This window comes from Motiliproteus sp. SC1-56 (assembly GCF_017309075.1).
Taxonomy (GTDB): Bacteria; Pseudomonadota; Gammaproteobacteria; order Pseudomonadales; family Balneatricaceae; genus Motiliproteus.
In genome coordinates this window covers 184,651-201,276 of record NZ_JAEMGS010000008.1, presented here as the reverse complement: position 1 = coordinate 201,276, position 16,626 = coordinate 184,651, and the positions used below count along the sequence as shown (strand labels likewise).

The 16,626-nt window shown below is 63.6% G+C and carries 14 protein-coding genes; 7 read left to right on the top strand and 7 right to left on the bottom strand.

The annotated features are described in order from the left end of the window. Positions 1-188: 188 nt before the first annotated feature. The 3 genes from JGZ97_RS11135 (at position 189) to trmB (ending at position 4,409) form a co-directional block, all read left to right on the top strand. The gene (locus JGZ97_RS11135; RefSeq protein ID WP_207062689.1) at positions 189-1,607 is read left to right on the top strand and encodes a 4Fe-4S binding protein; all 1,419 of its coding nucleotides are present in this window, start codon (positions 189-191) and stop codon (positions 1,605-1,607) included. Positions 1,608-1,717: 110 nt separating this feature from the next. After that, positions 1,718-3,562, top strand: coding sequence for a dihydroxy-acid dehydratase (ilvD, locus tag JGZ97_RS11130; RefSeq protein ID WP_207062688.1), 1,845 nt, complete (start codon positions 1,718-1,720; stop codon positions 3,560-3,562). A 145-nt stretch (positions 3,563-3,707) separates the two neighbouring features. Next, on the top strand, positions 3,708-4,409 hold the full coding sequence (trmB, locus tag JGZ97_RS11125) for a tRNA (guanosine(46)-N7)-methyltransferase TrmB (RefSeq protein ID WP_242521686.1): 702 nt from the start codon (positions 3,708-3,710) through the stop codon (positions 4,407-4,409). 81 nt (positions 4,410-4,490) lie between these two features. Here trmB and JGZ97_RS11120 read toward each other — a convergent pair whose 3' ends face one another. The 6 genes from JGZ97_RS11120 to JGZ97_RS11095 all read right to left on the bottom strand — a co-directional run bounded on the left by JGZ97_RS11120 (position 4,491) and on the right by JGZ97_RS11095 (position 11,050). Beyond that, positions 4,491-5,081, bottom strand: coding sequence for a nucleotidyltransferase family protein (locus JGZ97_RS11120; protein WP_207062686.1), 591 nt, complete (start codon positions 5,079-5,081; stop codon positions 4,491-4,493). Next, entirely contained in the window at positions 5,078-6,064 is a 987-nt protein-coding gene (locus JGZ97_RS11115) for an XdhC family protein (protein WP_207062685.1), read from the bottom strand. The genes JGZ97_RS11120 and JGZ97_RS11115 overlap by 4 nt, the downstream gene beginning before the upstream one ends. Positions 6,065-6,105: 41 nt before the next feature. Beyond that, positions 6,106-8,265 (bottom strand): xanthine dehydrogenase family protein molybdopterin-binding subunit, encoded by a 2,160-nt coding sequence (locus tag JGZ97_RS11110; RefSeq protein ID WP_207062684.1) that lies wholly within the window; start codon positions 8,263-8,265, stop codon positions 6,106-6,108. Between the two features lie 3 nt (positions 8,266-8,268). Beyond that, a complete protein-coding gene (locus JGZ97_RS11105) occupies positions 8,269-8,730 on the bottom strand; it encodes a (2Fe-2S)-binding protein (protein WP_207062683.1) in 462 nt (153 codons plus the stop codon). Positions 8,731-9,221: 491 nt separating this feature from the next. After that, positions 9,222-9,824 carry a glutathione S-transferase family protein gene (locus tag JGZ97_RS11100; protein ID WP_207062682.1) on the bottom strand — a complete coding sequence of 201 codons (603 nt, stop codon included), beginning with the start codon at positions 9,822-9,824 and terminating at the stop codon, positions 9,222-9,224. Between the two features lie 263 nt (positions 9,825-10,087). After that, positions 10,088-11,050, bottom strand: a complete 963-nt coding sequence (locus JGZ97_RS11095) for an ornithine cyclodeaminase family protein (protein ID WP_207062681.1) — start codon at positions 11,048-11,050, stop codon at positions 10,088-10,090. Between the two features lie 133 nt (positions 11,051-11,183). Here JGZ97_RS11095 and JGZ97_RS11090 point away from each other — a divergent pair, with 133 nt between their 5' ends. Next, the gene (locus JGZ97_RS11090) at positions 11,184-11,978 is read left to right on the top strand and encodes a helix-turn-helix domain-containing protein (RefSeq protein ID WP_207062680.1); all 795 of its coding nucleotides are present in this window, start codon (positions 11,184-11,186) and stop codon (positions 11,976-11,978) included. Between the two features lie 150 nt (positions 11,979-12,128). Here JGZ97_RS11090 and JGZ97_RS11085 read toward each other — a convergent pair whose 3' ends face one another. Continuing rightward, positions 12,129-12,872 carry an FCD domain-containing protein gene (locus JGZ97_RS11085; protein ID WP_207062679.1) on the bottom strand — a complete coding sequence of 248 codons (744 nt, stop codon included), beginning with the start codon at positions 12,870-12,872 and terminating at the stop codon, positions 12,129-12,131. A gap of 292 nt (positions 12,873-13,164) precedes the next feature. Between JGZ97_RS11085 and dctP the strand changes: the two genes are divergently transcribed. Genes dctP through JGZ97_RS11070 form a run of 3 tightly spaced genes read left to right on the top strand, consistent with a single transcriptional unit; the run spans position 13,165 to position 16,591 of the window. Continuing rightward, the gene (dctP, locus tag JGZ97_RS11080; RefSeq protein ID WP_207062678.1) at positions 13,165-14,292 is read left to right on the top strand and encodes a TRAP transporter substrate-binding protein DctP; all 1,128 of its coding nucleotides are present in this window, start codon (positions 13,165-13,167) and stop codon (positions 14,290-14,292) included. Between the two features lie 56 nt (positions 14,293-14,348). After that, on the top strand, positions 14,349-15,044 hold the full coding sequence (locus tag JGZ97_RS11075; RefSeq protein WP_207062677.1) for a TRAP transporter small permease subunit: 696 nt from the start codon (positions 14,349-14,351) through the stop codon (positions 15,042-15,044). Beyond that, entirely contained in the window at positions 15,041-16,591 is a 1,551-nt protein-coding gene (locus tag JGZ97_RS11070; protein ID WP_207062676.1) for a TRAP transporter large permease subunit, read from the top strand. Before JGZ97_RS11075 ends, JGZ97_RS11070 begins: the two co-directional genes overlap by 4 nt. Positions 16,592-16,626 lie beyond the last annotated feature (35 nt).

Below are 16,626 nucleotides of genomic sequence, written 5' to 3'. Positions count from 1 at the left end.
GCCGAGGCTGGAACTTCGGCGGGCACCTTTTTTCAAAGCCCTTGTCAGTTTGAGATAATTGCCCTGTTGTACCGGCGCTGGCAGCTGTTGGCACGGGTTAGTCGGCTCCCTGTCCTTCCACGAGAGGTCTTTCGATGTCCGTTCCTCCCTCTTCCGAAGCTTCCGCTGCCCGGCCTGGCGATTCTACTGTGATCGCCAGTGATGCTGTCCAAGTTGTAGTCGATGATACTGCTGAATCCACCCTGGCTCAGCGCATAGAGCTGTTCTTCTACCGTCACCGGGACAAGCTGGTCTGGATTCACGCCACCTTCTTTGTCGGCTTTTTGGCCCTGATCCTGGGGCCCTTGTTCTTTCCTGACCCCGAGGGGCTGGCGACCCCCTTTGACGATTTCGTTCTCTTTGCCAAGTACGTGCTCTGGGGGGTCTGGTTCCCCCTGACGCTGCTCTCTGTGATTGTCAGTGGACGCTCCTGGTGCGGGCTGATGTGTCCGATGGGCGCCGCTTCCGAGTGGGCCAACAAGCGTGGTTTCCAGCGTCCCATTCCCCGCTGGATGCGTTGGGAGGGCACCCCCATCGTCAGTTTCTTGCTGGTTACTATTTTGGGGCAGACCCTGGGGGTGCGTGACCACCCCGAAGCCATGGCGGAGATTTTCGGCGGCACCATGGCGGCCGCCATCCTGGTGGGGCTTATCTGGGGCCACAACAAGCGCGCCTGGTGCCGCCACCTCTGCCCCATCGGACTGCTGCTGGGCGTCTTTTCCCGCCTCGGCGCCGTGCAATTTACCCCCAAGCGGAAGAAGCTCGGGGGAGATCGCTACACCACCCACGGCATCTGCCCGACCATGATCGACGTGGTACACAAGGAGGAGTCCCGTCACTGCATCGAATGCTTTCGTTGTGTGAAGCCCGACTCCCCTGGGGCCCTAAAAGTGCGGCTGCGGGTGCCGGGTGAAGAGGTGGCCCAGATTCGCAACCACCACCCGATTCTCTCCGAGGTCTGGTTCTTCTTCCTGGGTATCGGTATCGCCATGGGCGGCTTTCTGTGGCTGGTGCTGCCCTTTTACCAGGATCTGCGTCACCGGGTGGGCACCTGGTTTATCGAGAACGGCTGGTACTGGATCGGCGAGGCTGGCCCCTGGTGGCTGATGAGCGTGCATCCGGAGCGTCGCGAGGTGTTCAACTGGCTCGATTTCATGATGATCTGCGGCTTTATGATCGGGGTGATGGCGTTGCTGACCGCGGTGCTGGCCGCGACCACCCTGTTCGGCGCCTGGATCGCGGGCCGCTTCGGTGGCGCCGGCACCCTGGTGCGCCGCTTCACCGAACTGGCCTATCAATACATGCCGGTGGCCCTGATCTCGTTGGTGATTGGCCTGGGCGGCGAGCTGTTCAGCCTGCTGGAGGTATTCGGCCTGGGCAGTGGCGCCATCAGCGGCATCAAGGCCGGGCTCTTCGGGTTGAGTCTGCTCTGGAGCCTCTATCTTGGGGACCAGATCCTCAAGGGGCAGGGGGTTACAGGTTACGGTCGGCCGCTGGCGGCGGCACCGGGCCTCCTGGGTAGCCTGGTGGTGGCCCTGGGCTGGTGGCCGGCCCTGTTCGGTCTCTGACAACTCGGTCGGACAGGGCGCCCAAGAGCGCCCTGTCTTCAACTACTTATTCCCCGGCACCCTTGCTAGAATGTCCGTCCTGGATTGTCAGCTATTAAGGGAGCACCCTGATGCCCGCATACCGTTCCAACACCTCCACCCAAGGCCGGAATATGGCCGGGGCCCGCGCTTTGTGGCGGGCCACCGGCATGAAGGATGAGGATTTCAGCAAGCCGATTATCGCCATCGCCAACTCCTTTACCCAGTTTGTACCCGGCCATGTTCACCTCAAGGACATGGGGCAGCTGGTGGCCCGCGAGATCGAGAAGGCGGGCGGTGTCGCCAAGGAGTTCAACAGCATCGCCATCGACGACGGCATCGCCATGGGCCACGACGGCATGCTTTACTCGCTGCCTTCGCGGGACCTGATCGCTGACTCCGTCGAGTACATGTGCAACGCCCATTGCGCCGATGCGCTGGTCTGCATCTCCAACTGCGACAAGATCACCCCCGGCATGCTGATGGCGGCCATGCGCCTCAACATACCGGTCATCTTCGTCTCCGGGGGCCCCATGGAGGCCGGCAAGACACGGCTGGTGGATCACGGCCTGGACCTGGTGGACGCCATGGTGCTGGCTGCCGATGACAGCGTCTCCGACGAGCTGGTGAATGAGGTCGAGCGCTCGGCCTGCCCCACCTGCGGCTCCTGCTCGGGGATGTTCACCGCCAACTCCATGAACTGTCTCACCGAAGCCCTGGGGCTGTCGTTGCCGGGTAACGGCACCCTGGTCGCCACCCACGCCGATCGCGAGGAGCTCTTCCTGGAGGCGGGGCGCAAGATCGTCGAGATCACCAAGCGCTATTACGAGCAGGACGACAGCGCGGTGCTGCCCCGGGCCATCGCCTCCAAGCAGGCGTTTGAGAACGCCATGACCCTGGATATCGCCATGGGCGGCTCCACCAACACCATCCTGCACCTGCTGGCCACCGCCCAGGAGGCCGAGGTGGATTTCACCATGGCCGATATCGACCAGCTTTCGCGCAAGGTGCCGCAGCTGTGCAAGGTGGCGCCCAACACCCAGAAGTACCATATCGAGGATGTGCACCGCGCCGGTGGCATCATGGCGATTCTCGGCGAGCTGGCCCGGGGCGGCCTGCTGCATACCGAGATCCCCACGGTCCACAGCGCCACCCTCGACGCCGCTCTGAAAAAGTGGGACGTGATGGTGACCGAGGACGAGGCGGTGAAGACCTTCTACAAGGCCGGCCCCGCCGGGGTGCCCACCCAGCAGGCCTTTTCCCAGGCCTGCCGCTGGCCGTCCCTGGACATTGATCGTGCCGAGGGCTGCATTCACTCGGTGGAGCACGCCTTCAGCCAGGAAGGGGGGCTGGCGGTGCTGTACGGCAACATCGCCGAGGACGGTTGCGTGGTGAAGACCTCCGGGGTTGACGAAAGCATCTGGACCTTCGAAGGGCCGGCCTACATCTGCGAAAGCCAGGACCAGGCCGTGGCCGATATTCTTGACGGCAAGGTGAAGGCCGGTGACGTGGTGGTGATTCGCTACGAGGGTCCCCGCGGCGGGCCTGGCATGCAGGAGATGCTCTACCCCACCAGTTACCTCAAGTCCAAGGGGCTGGGCAAGGATTGCGCCCTGCTGACGGACGGGCGCTTCTCAGGTGGCACCTCGGGGCTTTCCATCGGCCACGCCTCCCCCGAGGCCGCTGCCGGTGGCGCCATCGCCCTGGTGGAGCCGGGCGACCGCATTCGCATCGATATTCCCCAGCGTACCATCGACGTGCTGGTGAGCAGCGAGGAGCTGGCCCAGCGGCGCCAGGCCATGGAGGCCAAGGGCAAAGATGCCTGGAAGCCGGCCGAAGAGCGGCCGCGACAGGTTTCAACGGCGCTCAAGGTTTACGCCAAGATGGCCACCAGTGCCGACAAGGGGGCGGTGCGCGATCTGAGCCAGTTGGACTGATATCGCCAGCGGCCGTCGCCAGGGCTGAATGTCGGTAGCGCTGATCCACGCCCTCACCGCCAACAGGGTGCTTTGGCACCCTGTTTTCGTTATTGGGGGGAGGGGCTATAATGCGCCCCCTTTCCGTTCAAGCAGCGATACGATCATGACCGAAGAGACGACCCCCAAAGAGCACCTGCGCTCCGTGCGCACCTTCGTGATCCGCGCCGGGCGGATGACCCCGGCCCAGGAGAAGGCCCTGGAGGCCCAGTGGCCGGTGATGGGGCTGGAGCTGGCTGACGGCGAGCTGGATTTCGAGCAGGCTTTCGGGCGACAGGCGCCGGTGGTGCTGGAGATCGGTTTTGGCATGGGGGACTCTTTGCTGGCCATGGCCGAGGCCAATTCCGACACCAACTACCTCGGCATCGAAGTGCACACGCCCGGGGTGGGGCGGTTGCTCAACAATGCCACCAAGGCGGGGCTGAAAAACTTGCGGGTCTATCGCGAGGACGCCCTGGAAGTGCTCAAACACTGCATTCCCGATGCCTCGCTGGACGGCATTCAGCTGTTCTTTCCCGACCCCTGGCCGAAAAAAAAGCACCACAAGCGACGCATGGTACAGCCCGCCATCGCCCAGAGCTTCCGCCAGAAGCTGAAGATCGGCGGTACCTTTCACATGGCGACCGACTGGGAGCCCTACGCCGAGCACATGATGGAGGTGATGAGCGCCGCCGAAGGCTACCGCAACGTCGCTGGCGAGGGCGCCTACTCACCCCAGCCCGAGCACCGGCCGGATACCAAGTTCCAGCGCCGGGGCGAAAAACTGGGGCACGGCGTCTGGGACCTTGTGTTCGAGCGGGTGGCTTAAAACCGGCCCGGCACAGGCGCGACCACCAAGCCGGCTGTTCCTGGCAGAGGTCGCTGCCCATCCCTTTGTGAAGCGAGCGCTTTACCCCATCTCTGTACGAAGGCCGATGAAGCCTTCAAGATCCTCGGGGGTGTCGATGTCGATTTCCGCCCGGGGCATAGGCACTTCAATCACCTCGCGGCCCTTTTCCCGAAGCAGTTCACGGGCGCCTTCCTGGCCCGAGAGCTGCGCCAGCTCGCCGAAGTTGCCGGCGGGAAACAGGGCCGGCACCCCGGTTTTCCCGGCATAGCGGGCGGCCACGATCCGGCTGTTATCGAAGTCCTCCAGCAGGCGCTGAAAGTCGGCGCGTTCGAGGGCGACCTGGTCGGCCAGGGCGATCAGCACGGCATCGTAAGGGGACCGGGCCAACAGCTGGCGCATACCGTGACCGATGGAGGCGCCGAGCCCCTGCGCCCAGCCGGGGTGGTCGATGACCCGGGCATGGGGTTCGACCAGCGGTCGCAGCGCTTCCCGGTGGGCGCCGAGCACGCAGTATAGATCCTTTCTGAAAAGCGGCTTCAAGGGCTCAAGTGCGCGTTCGATCAGGGTCTGCTTGCCGATGAGGGCGAACTGCTTGCGTCCTCCGAAGCGCGCGCCTGCGCCGGCGGCCATCAGCAGGCAGGCGGTTTTCACCGGTTCGCCGCCACCTGCAGCGGAGCCTGGGCGGAGCGGATGTACAGCTCCCGGTGGCACTCGGCCAGAATGGAGAGGGCGATGCTTTCTGGGAGCTGGCCGCCGATATCGAGCCCCGCCGGTCCCGATACCGAACAGCCCAGATCGGATTCCAGAAGCGCGGCTCGCGCCAGTACGCGCTCAAAGCGGTGTCGGGGGCCGAGTAGGGCGATGTGGCGGGGGCCGGCCCCGTGCAGTTGCGCCAGTCCTTCGGCGTCCAGGTCGAGGTTGTGGCTCATCAATACCGCCGCGTCAACCCGGCTTGCGGCGGCGTAGCGGGCCAGGGCCGGGCCGGTCTCCCGCAGAACCCGGTCCGCCCCGGGGAAGTGCTCGGGGCGGGCGTTGGCGGGACGGGGATCCGCCAGGGTGACCCGCCAGCCCAGGGCTTTGGCGATCTGGACCAGCGGGCGGGCGTCGATGCCGCCGCCCAGCACCAGCAGGTGGGGCCCGGGACGGATGGGGGTGACCAGCCAGCCTGCCTCGATTCGGCTGTGTTCGAAGGGGCGTATCTCGCCGGGTTCGAAACGGGCTCCGCTGCCGCCGATCTCCTGGTAGTAGGTGCCGGGCTCGCGGCGATGCAGCGCAGCCGCCACTGCGTCCAGCGCCAGGTTGTTCTCCGCCGTCAGAGGCTGCAGCATCAGGTGGACGGTGCCGCCGCAGCCGATGCCAAGCTGGAACGCCAGATCGTCCTCGTCGCTGCCGTCGTAAGTCAGGATCAGTGGCCGGCCGCTGAGCATCACCCGGCGGGCGTTGCGAACGATGTCGGACTCCAGGCAGCCGCCGCTGAGCAGCCCGTACTGCTGGCCCCGATCATTGATCAGCATCATCGCCCCGGCTTTGCGGTAGGCTGAACCCTCGGTCCGGTAGACGGTGCCCAGCACCCACTGGGTGTCGGACTCGGCGGCCTGCCAGGCGGCCAGCAGGTCGGCGAGTTGGTTACTCATGGTTGATTGCTCATAGAAGCCTATCCTCGGTCAGCCTGGGCTCAGACGAAGCGCAAGCCGGCCTTAGTCAACGGCAGCTCGGTGACGCGCCGGCCGGTGACGGCGAAGATGGCGTTGGCCACCGCCGGCCCGGTGGGGGGCACCCCCGGCTCACCAACCCCGGTGGGGGCAAGTGTCGAGGGTACGATGTGCACCGCGACCTCGGGCATGTCCGGCATCCGCAGGGGCAGGTACTGGGGGAAGTTGTTCTGTACCACCTCGCCCTCCTGGAAGGTGATTTCGTTGCGCAGGATCGCGCCCAGCCCGAAGCCGGCGCCGCCTTCCATCTGCGCCCGGATGACGTCCGGATTGACCGCTACGCCACAGTCCACGGCCATATGGAGCTTGTCCACGTGGACCTGGTCGCCGTCGGCCGAAACGTCCGCCACCACGGCCACGAAGGTACTGAAAGAGTAGTGGACCGCGAAGCCCCGTTTCTGCCCGGGCTTCCAGCCGGCGAGATCCCGCGCCGCCTCGATCACACCGGCCAGCCGGGCCTGGGTTTTGTCGCCGCGGTCCAGCAGGGATAGCCGCAGTTCGACCGGGTCCCGCCCGGTCTCGTGGGCCACCATGTCCAGCAGGCTCTCCATGACGAAGCCGGTATGGGTGTGGCCCACCGACCGCCACCAGAGCACCGGCACCGGGGTGTGGAAGTCGCTGACCCCGACCGCGAGATTCGGTAGCCGGTAGAGGGTATCGGCCAGTCCCTCGACCACGCTGTGATCCAGCCCCTCGTGCACCGCGGCGCTCTCAAAGGGGGTGCCCTTGAGGATCGACTTGGCGACGACACGGTGATCCCAGCCGACAATCTGCCCCTGGTCGTCCAGCCCGATAGCGGCCCGGTGCAGGGCCATGGGACGGTAGTAGCCACCCTGGATGTCGTCCTCCCGGCTCCAGAGCAGCTTGAGGGGGATCTTGCCGCCCAGCAGGGCGAAGGCCTGCGCCGCCTCCACCTGGTAGTCCGCCGTTGGGGTGGCGCGGCGACCGAAGGAGCCGCCGGCGTAAAGGGTGTTGATCTCCACCTGCTCGGGGCTGAGTTGCAGCACGGTGGCGACCGCGCCGTGGGCGATGGCCGGGAACTGGCAGCCGTCGTGAATCTGCACGCCGTTATCGGTGGGTTCGATTACGCACACCAAGGGCTCCATGGGGGCGTGGGCGAGAAAGGGGAAGCTGAACTCCGCCTCGATGCGCCGGGAGGCGACCGCAACCCGGGGAGCCACCGTGTCGGTGGTCTCGGGGCGAGCCTGGTACTGGGGACTGTCGGCCGCGGAGCGGTGTGCGGCGAGCATCTCGGCGCTGCTGCGCTGCTCCGCCTGAGCGAAGTCCCAGTCGGCGCGGATTGCTTGGCGGGCCTTGAGCGCGGCCCAGGTGTTTTTGCCGTAGACCGCTACGCCGGCGCCGTTGGGCAGGGCCTTGGCGGTGACAAACCCGGCCACGGCGGCTGCGTCGCCGGCGTCGAAATCCTTGAGGATGCCGCCGAATCTGGGGCTGCGCAGGATCACCGCGTAGAGCATTCCCGGGAGCTTGACGTCCATGGCGAAGCGGGCGCTGCCGTCGGTCTTGTCCCGGGAGTCCTTGCGGGGCAGGTTCAGCTTGCCGATCAGCCGGAACTGCTCCGCAGGCTTGAGGGCCGGCTCCGGACTGGGCGTCAGCTGGGCGGCCTGGTCGATGAACTCGCCGAAGTGGCCGCTATGGCTGCCGGCGCGCAGCACTCCGTTATCGACCTGGATCGTCGCCGGGTCCACCTGCCAGGTCTGGGCGGCCGCGCGTACCAGTAGGTCGCGGGCCGCCGCACCGGCCTGGCGGTACTGGGTGTAGGCGTTGGCGATGGCGGTGGAGCCGCCGGTGCCCTGCACGCCAAAGGCCAGGTTCTTGTACTTGGCGTTGTCGCTGGGGGCGAACGCCGTCTTGATCGTGGCCCAGTCGGCATCCAGCTCCTCGGCCACCAGGGTGGTGAGGCCGGTGCTGGTGCCCTGGCCCATTTCGAAGTGCTTGAGAATTACGGTGACCACACCCTCGGCATCAATGTGCACGAAGGGGTTGAGCACGCTGCCTTCCGGACCGGCGGCCAGGCTGCCCGCGGGGCTGAGCCCCACCACCAGGGCGGCGGCGCTGCCGGCGCTGACCTTGAGAAAATCACGGCGGGAGAGATCGATGGTCATGGTTCAGCCCTCCAGTTTCTGCGCGGCCAGCTTGATCGCGTCCTTGACCCGGACGTAGGTGGCGCAGCGGCAGACATTGCCGGCCATGTAGCTGTCGATCTGTGCCTCGGTGGGCGCCGGTGTCTGGCGCAGCAGGCCGACGGCGGACATGATCTGGCCGGACTGGCAGTAGCCGCACTGGACCACGTCCTTTTCGCGCCAGGCCTCCTGGACCGCCGTGGCCACCGGATCGTCCAGCCCCTCGATGGTGACCAGCTCGCCCTCCTGGGCGTTTTCGATGGGCGTGCTGCAGGCGCGCACCGGGGTGCCGTTGAGGTGTACGGTGCAGGCGCCGCAGGCGGCGACGCCGCAACCGAACTTGGTGCCGGTGAGCTCGAGGGTGTCGCGGATAACCCAGAGCAGTGGCGTGCCGGGCTCGGCCTCCAGGGTTCGCTGCTCGCCGTTGATGTTGAGTTGAAACTCCATGGTCACCTCGCAGAGTCGTTACGGGTTGAAGCGCGTATGCCGGCGACTGTCCGATCGCCAGCCGGGCTCAAGGGGCAGTGGCTGAACGGGCCGGTTTTGGAAAAGGGCAGGGGCTTGATCGTGGCCCGGGTGATGGCGTCGGTCGAGCGCGCGTCGGTTTAACCACACTGCGGTTCGATGGCGCTACGCACTCTCAGAGGATAGTCCCTGCCGGGCGGGGCAGGCGGGAAATTGTCGAATTCGCTACCGGCGGCCTCGCTTCATCGCCTACCCCGGGCTGGCGCAGCTTTGCATACAGCGCTGTCCGGCAGAGCCCGGGTTCTTTTGCCGCATCGGTCTTGTGTCCCCGGGGGGAGCGGAGCGCCATCGATGATGGCCTTTCTTTTGCGTCTGCGACCTGGTCGCAGATTAACGCGGGGGGGGGCTGATTGGCCCGGGCGACGGGGTTCGGGAGCAATCGGCAGTGGCGTCGAGGATGATCGCAAAGATACTTACGAGAACGTCGTGCTGGTGAAGCTGGAACGTCGAGTAATCGTGTTTCGCCATGCCTCCAGGTTGGGATACTTGTCTGGCGTGTTTAGCTCAGGGAGCCGGAATCCCAGGTATTCCAGCGCCACGGCGACCGAGATGTCCCCCAGCGTTATTTCCCCGGCCAATGAATAGCTGTCGATACAGTGCTCGAGCCGTTCAAGTGTGCGGTCAATCGCGCGCCAACGGCGCTGGTCCAAGACTGAATCGTTGACTTCCGTGTTTAGATATTTTCTTGAGATAACCATCGTGAATGAGGCATCCATCAGGCCTTGTCCAAGCCCGGCAAGGTGAAGCACCGCCTCTTTTCGATTTTCCGGAACCAGGGAGGGGCCGGGCGGGAGGTCATTCAAGTAAAAGGCAATCAGCATTGACTCGCTCAGAGGGTTGCCGCTGTCCGTGACCAATACCGGGATGCGGCCAACGGGATTTGCTGCGAGCAATTGTTCATCCTCGCCCCATGGATCACACCAGCACAGCGCAACCTGGTCAGAAAGCCCTTTTTCTAACATGACGATGCGCGCCATGCGGGCGTAAGGGGAGGTTTTATTCAAAAAGAGCTTCATGATCGCGCCTTGATATCAGTGGTCAGCGTCGGCGGTTTCCTTCCCTGGAAACCGCCAGTTCCTAGTAAGCCACGCATTTAAAGCGGCCCCCATGCCTTTTTTCTCCGGGACGCGAAGGTCTGACGACCCTTCGTAATCTGGCGTGGCTGCCAAACGGTTATCTCTCATGCCACGACCGTATTGACGTGATGCACGGCTGTCGCAAAGCCGGTTGGATTTCCTGACAACCGGCACCCTTCAATAATAGCGAGCCCTGCGCCCCCTCAGGGCTGACGGCTGCGCTGGTGGGCGAGGATGGCGGCGGCGAGGTCTTCGCCGGAGTCCCCGACTGATTTGAAGACGGTAATGGCGTTGCCGGGGTCTTGCAGGGCGGCGCGGCCTTTATGCCGGCCTGCACAGAGCTCGGCAAGCTCAGCCACGACCTCTTCGGCGCGGAGCGCGCCTTCTTGGATCGGGATGATCAGGTCCCCGCTTTCGCTGAGCGCGCCGAGCCGGGTATCCACAAAGACTGCACCACGCGCCATGGCGGTGTTGTCCGTTTCGCGCATGGCGGGGGTAAAGCTGCCCACCAGGTCCAGGTGGGCGCCGGGCTTGAGCCAGTCACCCTGGATCAGGGGCTCGGTCGCCAGGGTGGCGCAGCTGATGATGTCCGCTTGCTGTGCGGCCGTTTGTAATTGGTCCTGCTCGCAGCAATGGGCGTCGATGCCCGCCGCCCGCAACTCCTCAACCAAGGCCACGCTCGACTCTTTGCGCCGGTTCCAGACCCTGACCGTCTGAATGGGGCGGACACTGAGGTGCGCCGGAATCAGCTGCCGCGCCATGCTGCCCGCGCCGACTATCAACAGTTCGCTGGCGTCCTCTCGGGACAGAAACCGGGAGGCCAGCGCCGACGCTGCTGCCGTGCGCCGCGAGGTCAGTTCGTTGCCGTCCATTTGCGCCAGCGGCGCTCCCGTCTTGCCGCAGCTCAGGGTGTAATAACTGCTGAGGCCAGGGCTGTACCGCCGGCTGTTGCCCGGGAACACATTGACCTGTTTGACGCCGAGGTACTCCCCTTCAAGCCAGGCCGGCATCAGCAGCACGGTGGCGTCGGGCTCGCCCGGGACCGCCAGGGTGTGCTGGTGGCGCAGGGGAGACTGGACGGCGCCGCGGGCGAACATCTCCTTCAGAGACGCAATCAGCTCGTCCCAGGGCAGGGCGGCTCGCAGTTGCTCGGCGTTCAATTGCATGACGGTGACTCCTGTTGTTACTCTGCCAAGCGATGGTAACGGAAAAGTTTTATCATCCGTTTACCCAGACTCCGATGTTATATACCCAGGCTATGCAGCGCGTTTGCGAGCCAGCTTGTCCGACAGGTCGTACATGAGAAGCAGCCAGGCCCGCCGCAATTTGATCGCCCGCCAAAGCGGTGAGCATCGCCATGATTTCGCCCAGGTGCTGATCGGCTGGCGCGGGCAGATGGACTGTGGATTCAGGCAGGAGACGGGGAGGCTGCGCAAGGGCGCGGTTGCCTTGGTCCCGCTGGCGGCGGAACACAACTACGAGGGGCTGAGCCAGGAGAGTGAACTGCTGGTGATCGATCTCTTTTTCAACGACCCCTATGTTCAGGCCCTGGAACAGGCCTGCGGGTTGCCCTTTGAAGAGACGCTGTTTCAACGCCCGGAGTTTCTCTCCCTGGACGCCGCCACGCTGCCGCTGCTCGATTATGCCGCGAACCTTCTGCAGCGAGGCAGCGGTGCGCTCAACCCCCTGGTCGGTTGCCAGTTGGTCTCCTTGTTCATGACCCGCCTGTGTCAGCTCTACTCGCCCGATACCCTCTCCTCACATACCGGTTCCCGGCTCCGGCTTGCGCAGTTGGATACCTTTATTGACCGCCGCCTCGCCACCCCGCCCAGCAATGCCGAACTGGCCGCGATGGCCCATCTCAGTGAGAGCCACCTGTACCATTTGTGTCAGCAACACCTTGGCCAGACGCCGCAGCAATACGTGATGCAACGCCGGATGGAGCGGGCCCGGTTGCTGGTGCTCAACAGCCAGGTGCCATTGGCGGTTGTGGCGGCCAAGGTGGGCTTTTCAGGCGTCTCCAGTTTCACCCGGGCCTACAAAAAGCATTTCGAAGCCACCCCCGGCCGCGCCCGGCGTTTGCGCGAGCATTGACGCATCATCGATGCGATCGGCTTTACTCGAAGGCTCGTTGCTAGCAACGGGTCCCCGCTATAGCGATAGTCGTTTGCCTTGATAATCACCCTGCACGATCAGACGAATAGTTGCTTCGGCACGGCACGAACTGGTTGGACCGGAAAAGCGTTAGCCCGCGGCGGTATCAGTGATCGCTTCGCGAATAATGTGCCGTTCCTGTTTTTCAATTTCCCGAATGCTCTCGCAGACGTGCCGCACGTGGGCGGCCGCCGCCTTTTGGGCCCACTGGGCCTGCCGGTTGATGATCGCGTGGTAGATCTGCCGGTGGTGTTTGTCGATTTGCTGTCTCACCTGCGGGCGGTGGCTGAGGTTGGCGACCGAGGCGTGCACCGAGTGCAGCAGCAGCTTTTTCAAGCTGGCGAGGATATGCACCAACACCGCGTTGTGTGAGGCCTCGACAATCGCTTTGTGAAAGGCGTGGTCAAGCTCTGCGTTAGCGAGCGGGTCGGCCCGCTCCATGGCTTCGAAGGCCTGGGTAATGCGATAAAAGTCCTCCTCGGTGCCCCGTTGGGCGGTGAGGTAGGCGGCCTGTCCCTCCAGTTGTTCGCGCACTTCGTAGAGGTCAAAGAGGGTGCGCGAATGGGAGAAGAACAGCTGCATGAGTGGGCTTTCATCTTCGGGTTCCGGCACGATTCGGGCCACGAACGAGCCTTGCCCGTGCCGGGTCTTGATGACCCCGCGCCCCTGCAGCGCGTGCAAGGCTTCGCGAACGATGGTGCGCGAGACTCCCAGCCGGTTGGACAGCTGCCGCTCGGAGGGGATTTTCTGGGCGGGCTTCAGTGCGCCGTCCAGCACCATCTGCTCAATCTGGTTGGCGATCACCTGGGAGACCGGCTGCGCGTGGTTTTCCATCTTTATTCCCACTCTTTTTTCCGATCGATCACTGGTCCTACCAGTTTTCGGGATTGTTGTTGTTATTGGCTCGGATGTGGTCCGGTGCCCCCTAAATATCGGGGATTTAAATGAAATCGTCCATCGCCTCAGCTGAAAAAACTGGTTGGACCAGTTGTTGATTTAATGGACGGGGCGCAAACCCCGGCTGATGCTCCAAGCTGCCTGTCGCAGGCTGATGGTAGCGAGCGCGTGCCGATGGGCCTGAAAACCTGACCCAAAAAAATAAAAGTAGGTATAAGGAGTTCACGCGATGAAAAGCGATAACCATACCGCAGACCGGCAGGGTGCCCGGCGCCCCCGGCGTTCATTTCTGAAGGCCGCCGCTCTAAGCGCCGCCGCTCTGTGCGCCGCCGGAACCTTCTCCTCGGCCCAGGCGGCCAAAACCCAGACCTGGAAAGTGCAGTCGGTCTGGGATGCCGGAACCGTCGGCTACTCCCTGTTCGAGGAGTGGGCCAAGAGCATGGAGGAAAAGACCGGCGGGGAGCTGATTATCAAGCCGTTTCCGGCCAAGTCGGTGGCGGCCGACAACAACGCCCTGTTCGACGCGGTGCGCAATGGGGTGCTGCAGGGGATGAACCCCTTCACCCTTTACTGGTCCGGCAAGATCCCGGCGTCGGTCTTCTTGTCGTCTTATCCCGCCGGGCCTGATCAGCCTCACCAGTGGGACACCATGTTCTACGCCATGGGGATGCTGGAGAAGACCCGCGAAATCTACAAAAAACTGGGCCTGTTCTACGTCGGCCCGATCCATCACGACGCCAATATCATCCACTCCAAGAAACCGGTTAACAGCCTCGACGACCTGAAAGGTATGAAGATCCGCCTGCCGGGCGGAATGGTGGCGGAGGTGTTCCAGAAGTTCGGCGTCTCCACCGTGAGCCTGCCGGGCTCCGATATCTTCCCGGCGCTGGAAAAGGGCACCATCGACGCCGCGGACTACGTCGGTCCGGCGGTGAACTGGGAGCTCGGTTTCGGCCAGGTGACCAACAACATCCTGTTCGGCCCGCCCGGGGTGATGTCCATTTACCAGCCGGTGGACCTGATGGACCTGACCGTGAACCTGCGGGCCTGGAACAACCTGTCGCCGCGGGTGCAGAAGATCGTGGAGCAGGAGGTGCGCAACTATTCGCAGCAGCACTTCCTTACCATTCAGAAGCGCAACATCGAGGCCCTGGAGAAGTTCAAGGAGTCGGGCAGCCAGATTTCCCGTCTCAGCCAGGAGGATGTTGAAAAGTTCCGCCAGGCGGCGCTGCCGGTCTGGTTCAAGTGGGCCAACAAGGACAAGGATGCCCGCGCGATTTTCGATATTCACCTCAAGTACATGATGAACGACCTGGTGGGCTACCTGTCGCCCGAGGATGTTAAAGGGCTCGAGTAGCGTTGTGCAGTCGGGGGAGGGCGTTCCTCCCCCTTGATCGAACGAGGTAATTCACCATGTCTGACTTGGAAGGCTTCGGCTTTGTGATGCCGCACTGGCTGTACTGGGGCTGGCTGGCGGTCATGCCGCTGATCATGATGGCCCTGGACCGGCGCGCGGCGACACGGGAGAAAGGAGAGGCGATCTCGCCCGGCTCCGACAACGCTCACTCTGAGGACGCCGATTCGACGGCTCCGCCGCCGGGTAACGGGCTGACCCGGGTGCTGGACTGGATCAGCGAGCGCTCGGGGGTGTTCGTGGCGTTCTGGACCGTCAACGCCGTCTGTTTCTACTTCTTCGAAGTGGTGATGCGTTACCTGTTCAACATGCCCACCATCTGGGTGCATGAAGCCTCCTTCCTGCTACTGGGAATGCAGTACCTGCTGGCGGGCGGTTTCGCTTTGCTGCACGGGGCGCATGTGCGGGTGGATGTGATCTACAACCTGCTGCCGAAACGGGGGCGGGTGGGTATGGATATTTTTACCTCGATGTTCTTTTTCATCTTTGCCATCGCCCTGGTGGGCACCTCCTGGATCTTCTTTGAGAATGCCTATGCCATGAGCGAAACCACGGTGGAAACCTGGGGCATTCAGTACTGGCCGGTGAAAGGGATGATGCTGCTGGGTGCGGTGCTGATCCTGATGGCCGGCGTCTCCAAGCTGATCAAAGATGTTCAGCTCTATATCCGTATGGGCCGTGAGGATGTGCAATGACTCCCAAAACACTTGAGAGCGGGGCATCGCTTCCCGTATCCGCCTCCCCTTCCGGAAAACTGGGTAGCTGGCTGATGGTGCTGGCGACCCTGGGCTTTGCCCTGGTGATCGGGGTCGAGTTTATCAACGCGGTCTTTTACGACCCCTACGAAGATGACTACTTCCTTTTTCGCCTGGCGGGCAGTCTGTCCCACCTTGAAATCGCCCCGCTGACCTACCTGATGTTCGGCTCCCTTCTGGTGGTGCTGATGATGGGGTTGCCCCTGGCGTTTGTCACCGGCGGGCTGGGGGTGATGTACGTCTATCTGGTGGGCGATGCCAATATGCTCAACATCATCCCCGGGCGTATTTTCCCGATGATGACCAACTCCGATCTGGCCGCGATTCCGCTGTTTATCTTCATGGCCTCGATGCTGGAGCGGGCGGGGTTGATCGAAGAGATGTTCAACGTTGTCTACAAGTGGATGGGCGGCCTCAGTGGAGGGCTGGCCACGGCCACCATCCTGGCGTCCACCATCCTGGCGGCCATGGTAGGGGTCATCGGGGCTGCGGTAGTCACCATGGGGATCATCGCTCTGCCGGCCATGCTCAAGCGTGGCTACGATCACCAGATTGCCCTCGGCTCCATCATGGCAGGCGGCACCCTCGGCATCCTCATTCCCCCTTCCATTCTCGCGATCCTTTACGCGGTGGTCGCCCAGCAGTCGGTGGGTGAGCTTTATCTCGGGGCTGTGGTGCCGGGGCTGATGCTCTCCGGCATGTATGTCACCTACGTGTTGATCCGGGCCAAACTCAACCCAGAGATCGGGCCGCCGGTGCCGCCGGATGAGCGCATCTCGCTGAAGGAGAAGATCCTGCTGCTCAAGGACCTGATCGCGCCGCTGATCCTGGTGATGCTGGTCCTCGGACTGCTGTTCGGCGGTATCGCCACGCCGGTGGAAGCGGCAGGTATCGGCTCCTTCGGGGCGATGCTGGTGGCCTGGAAGCACGGCGCCTTCTCCATCGCCAGTCTGAAGGACGCCTCGGTGACCACCGCCAAGGCCACCGCGATGGTGCTGTGGATCATGTTCGGCGCCTCGGTGTTCGTGGGCTTCTACATCCTTCAGGGTGGGCAGGACTTTATCACCGAAACCATTCTCGGCACCGGCATGTCCGCCTACGGCATCCTGTTCCTGCTGATGGTGTTGCTGGTGATCCTTGGCATGTTCCTGGACTGGGTGGGTATTCTGCTGCTGGCCGTGCCGATCTTTATTCCCATCGTCAAGGCGCTCAGTTTTGAGGGGCTGTTCGGCCTGCCCGCGGTGCCCGGCGAAGACGTGGTGCTCTGGTTCGGGGTGCTCTACCTGGTGAATATGCAGATGTCCTTCCTCAGCCCGCCGTTCGGATACGCCCTGTTCTACATCCGCGGCGTCTGTCCGCCGGACATCAGCATGGCCACCATCTTCCGCTCGTCCCTGGTGTTCCTGGCGCTGCAGGCCGTTGGATTGCTGCTCTGCATCCTGTTCCCCGCCATCGTCACCTGGCTGCCGAACATGGTGTATGGCTAGCGGCGGTCGCCGCTCCTTTCGCGTAGGCACCGTTG

Bases quoted from the DNA above. Each gene is read 5' to 3' on its own strand.
- JGZ97_RS11085 (WP_207062679.1), bottom strand. From the start codon at position 12,872: ATGGAAAACCACGCGCAGCCGGTCTCCCAGGTGATCGCCAACCAGATT.
- trmB (WP_242521686.1), top strand. From the start codon at position 3,708: ATGACCGAAGAGACGACCCCCAAAGAGCACCTGCGCTCCGTGCGCACC.
- JGZ97_RS11095 (WP_207062681.1), bottom strand. From the start codon at position 11,050: ATGCAATTGAACGCCGAGCAACTGCGAGCCGCCCTGCCCTGGGACGAG.
- JGZ97_RS11100 (WP_207062682.1), bottom strand. From the start codon at position 9,824: ATGAAGCTCTTTTTGAATAAAACCTCCCCTTACGCCCGCATGGCGCGC.
- dctP (WP_207062678.1), top strand. From the start codon at position 13,165: ATGAAAAGCGATAACCATACCGCAGACCGGCAGGGTGCCCGGCGCCCC.
- JGZ97_RS11070 (WP_207062676.1), top strand. From the start codon at position 15,041: ATGACTCCCAAAACACTTGAGAGCGGGGCATCGCTTCCCGTATCCGCC.
- JGZ97_RS11075 (WP_207062677.1), top strand. From the start codon at position 14,349: ATGTCTGACTTGGAAGGCTTCGGCTTTGTGATGCCGCACTGGCTGTAC.
- JGZ97_RS11105 (WP_207062683.1), bottom strand. From the start codon at position 8,730: ATGGAGTTTCAACTCAACATCAACGGCGAGCAGCGAACCCTGGAGGCC.
- JGZ97_RS11090 (WP_207062680.1), top strand. From the start codon at position 11,184: ATGAGAAGCAGCCAGGCCCGCCGCAATTTGATCGCCCGCCAAAGCGGT.
- JGZ97_RS11110 (WP_207062684.1), bottom strand. From the start codon at position 8,265: ATGACCATCGATCTCTCCCGCCGTGATTTTCTCAAGGTCAGCGCCGGC.
- ilvD (WP_207062688.1), top strand. From the start codon at position 1,718: ATGCCCGCATACCGTTCCAACACCTCCACCCAAGGCCGGAATATGGCC.
- JGZ97_RS11115 (WP_207062685.1), bottom strand. From the start codon at position 6,064: ATGAGTAACCAACTCGCCGACCTGCTGGCCGCCTGGCAGGCCGCCGAG.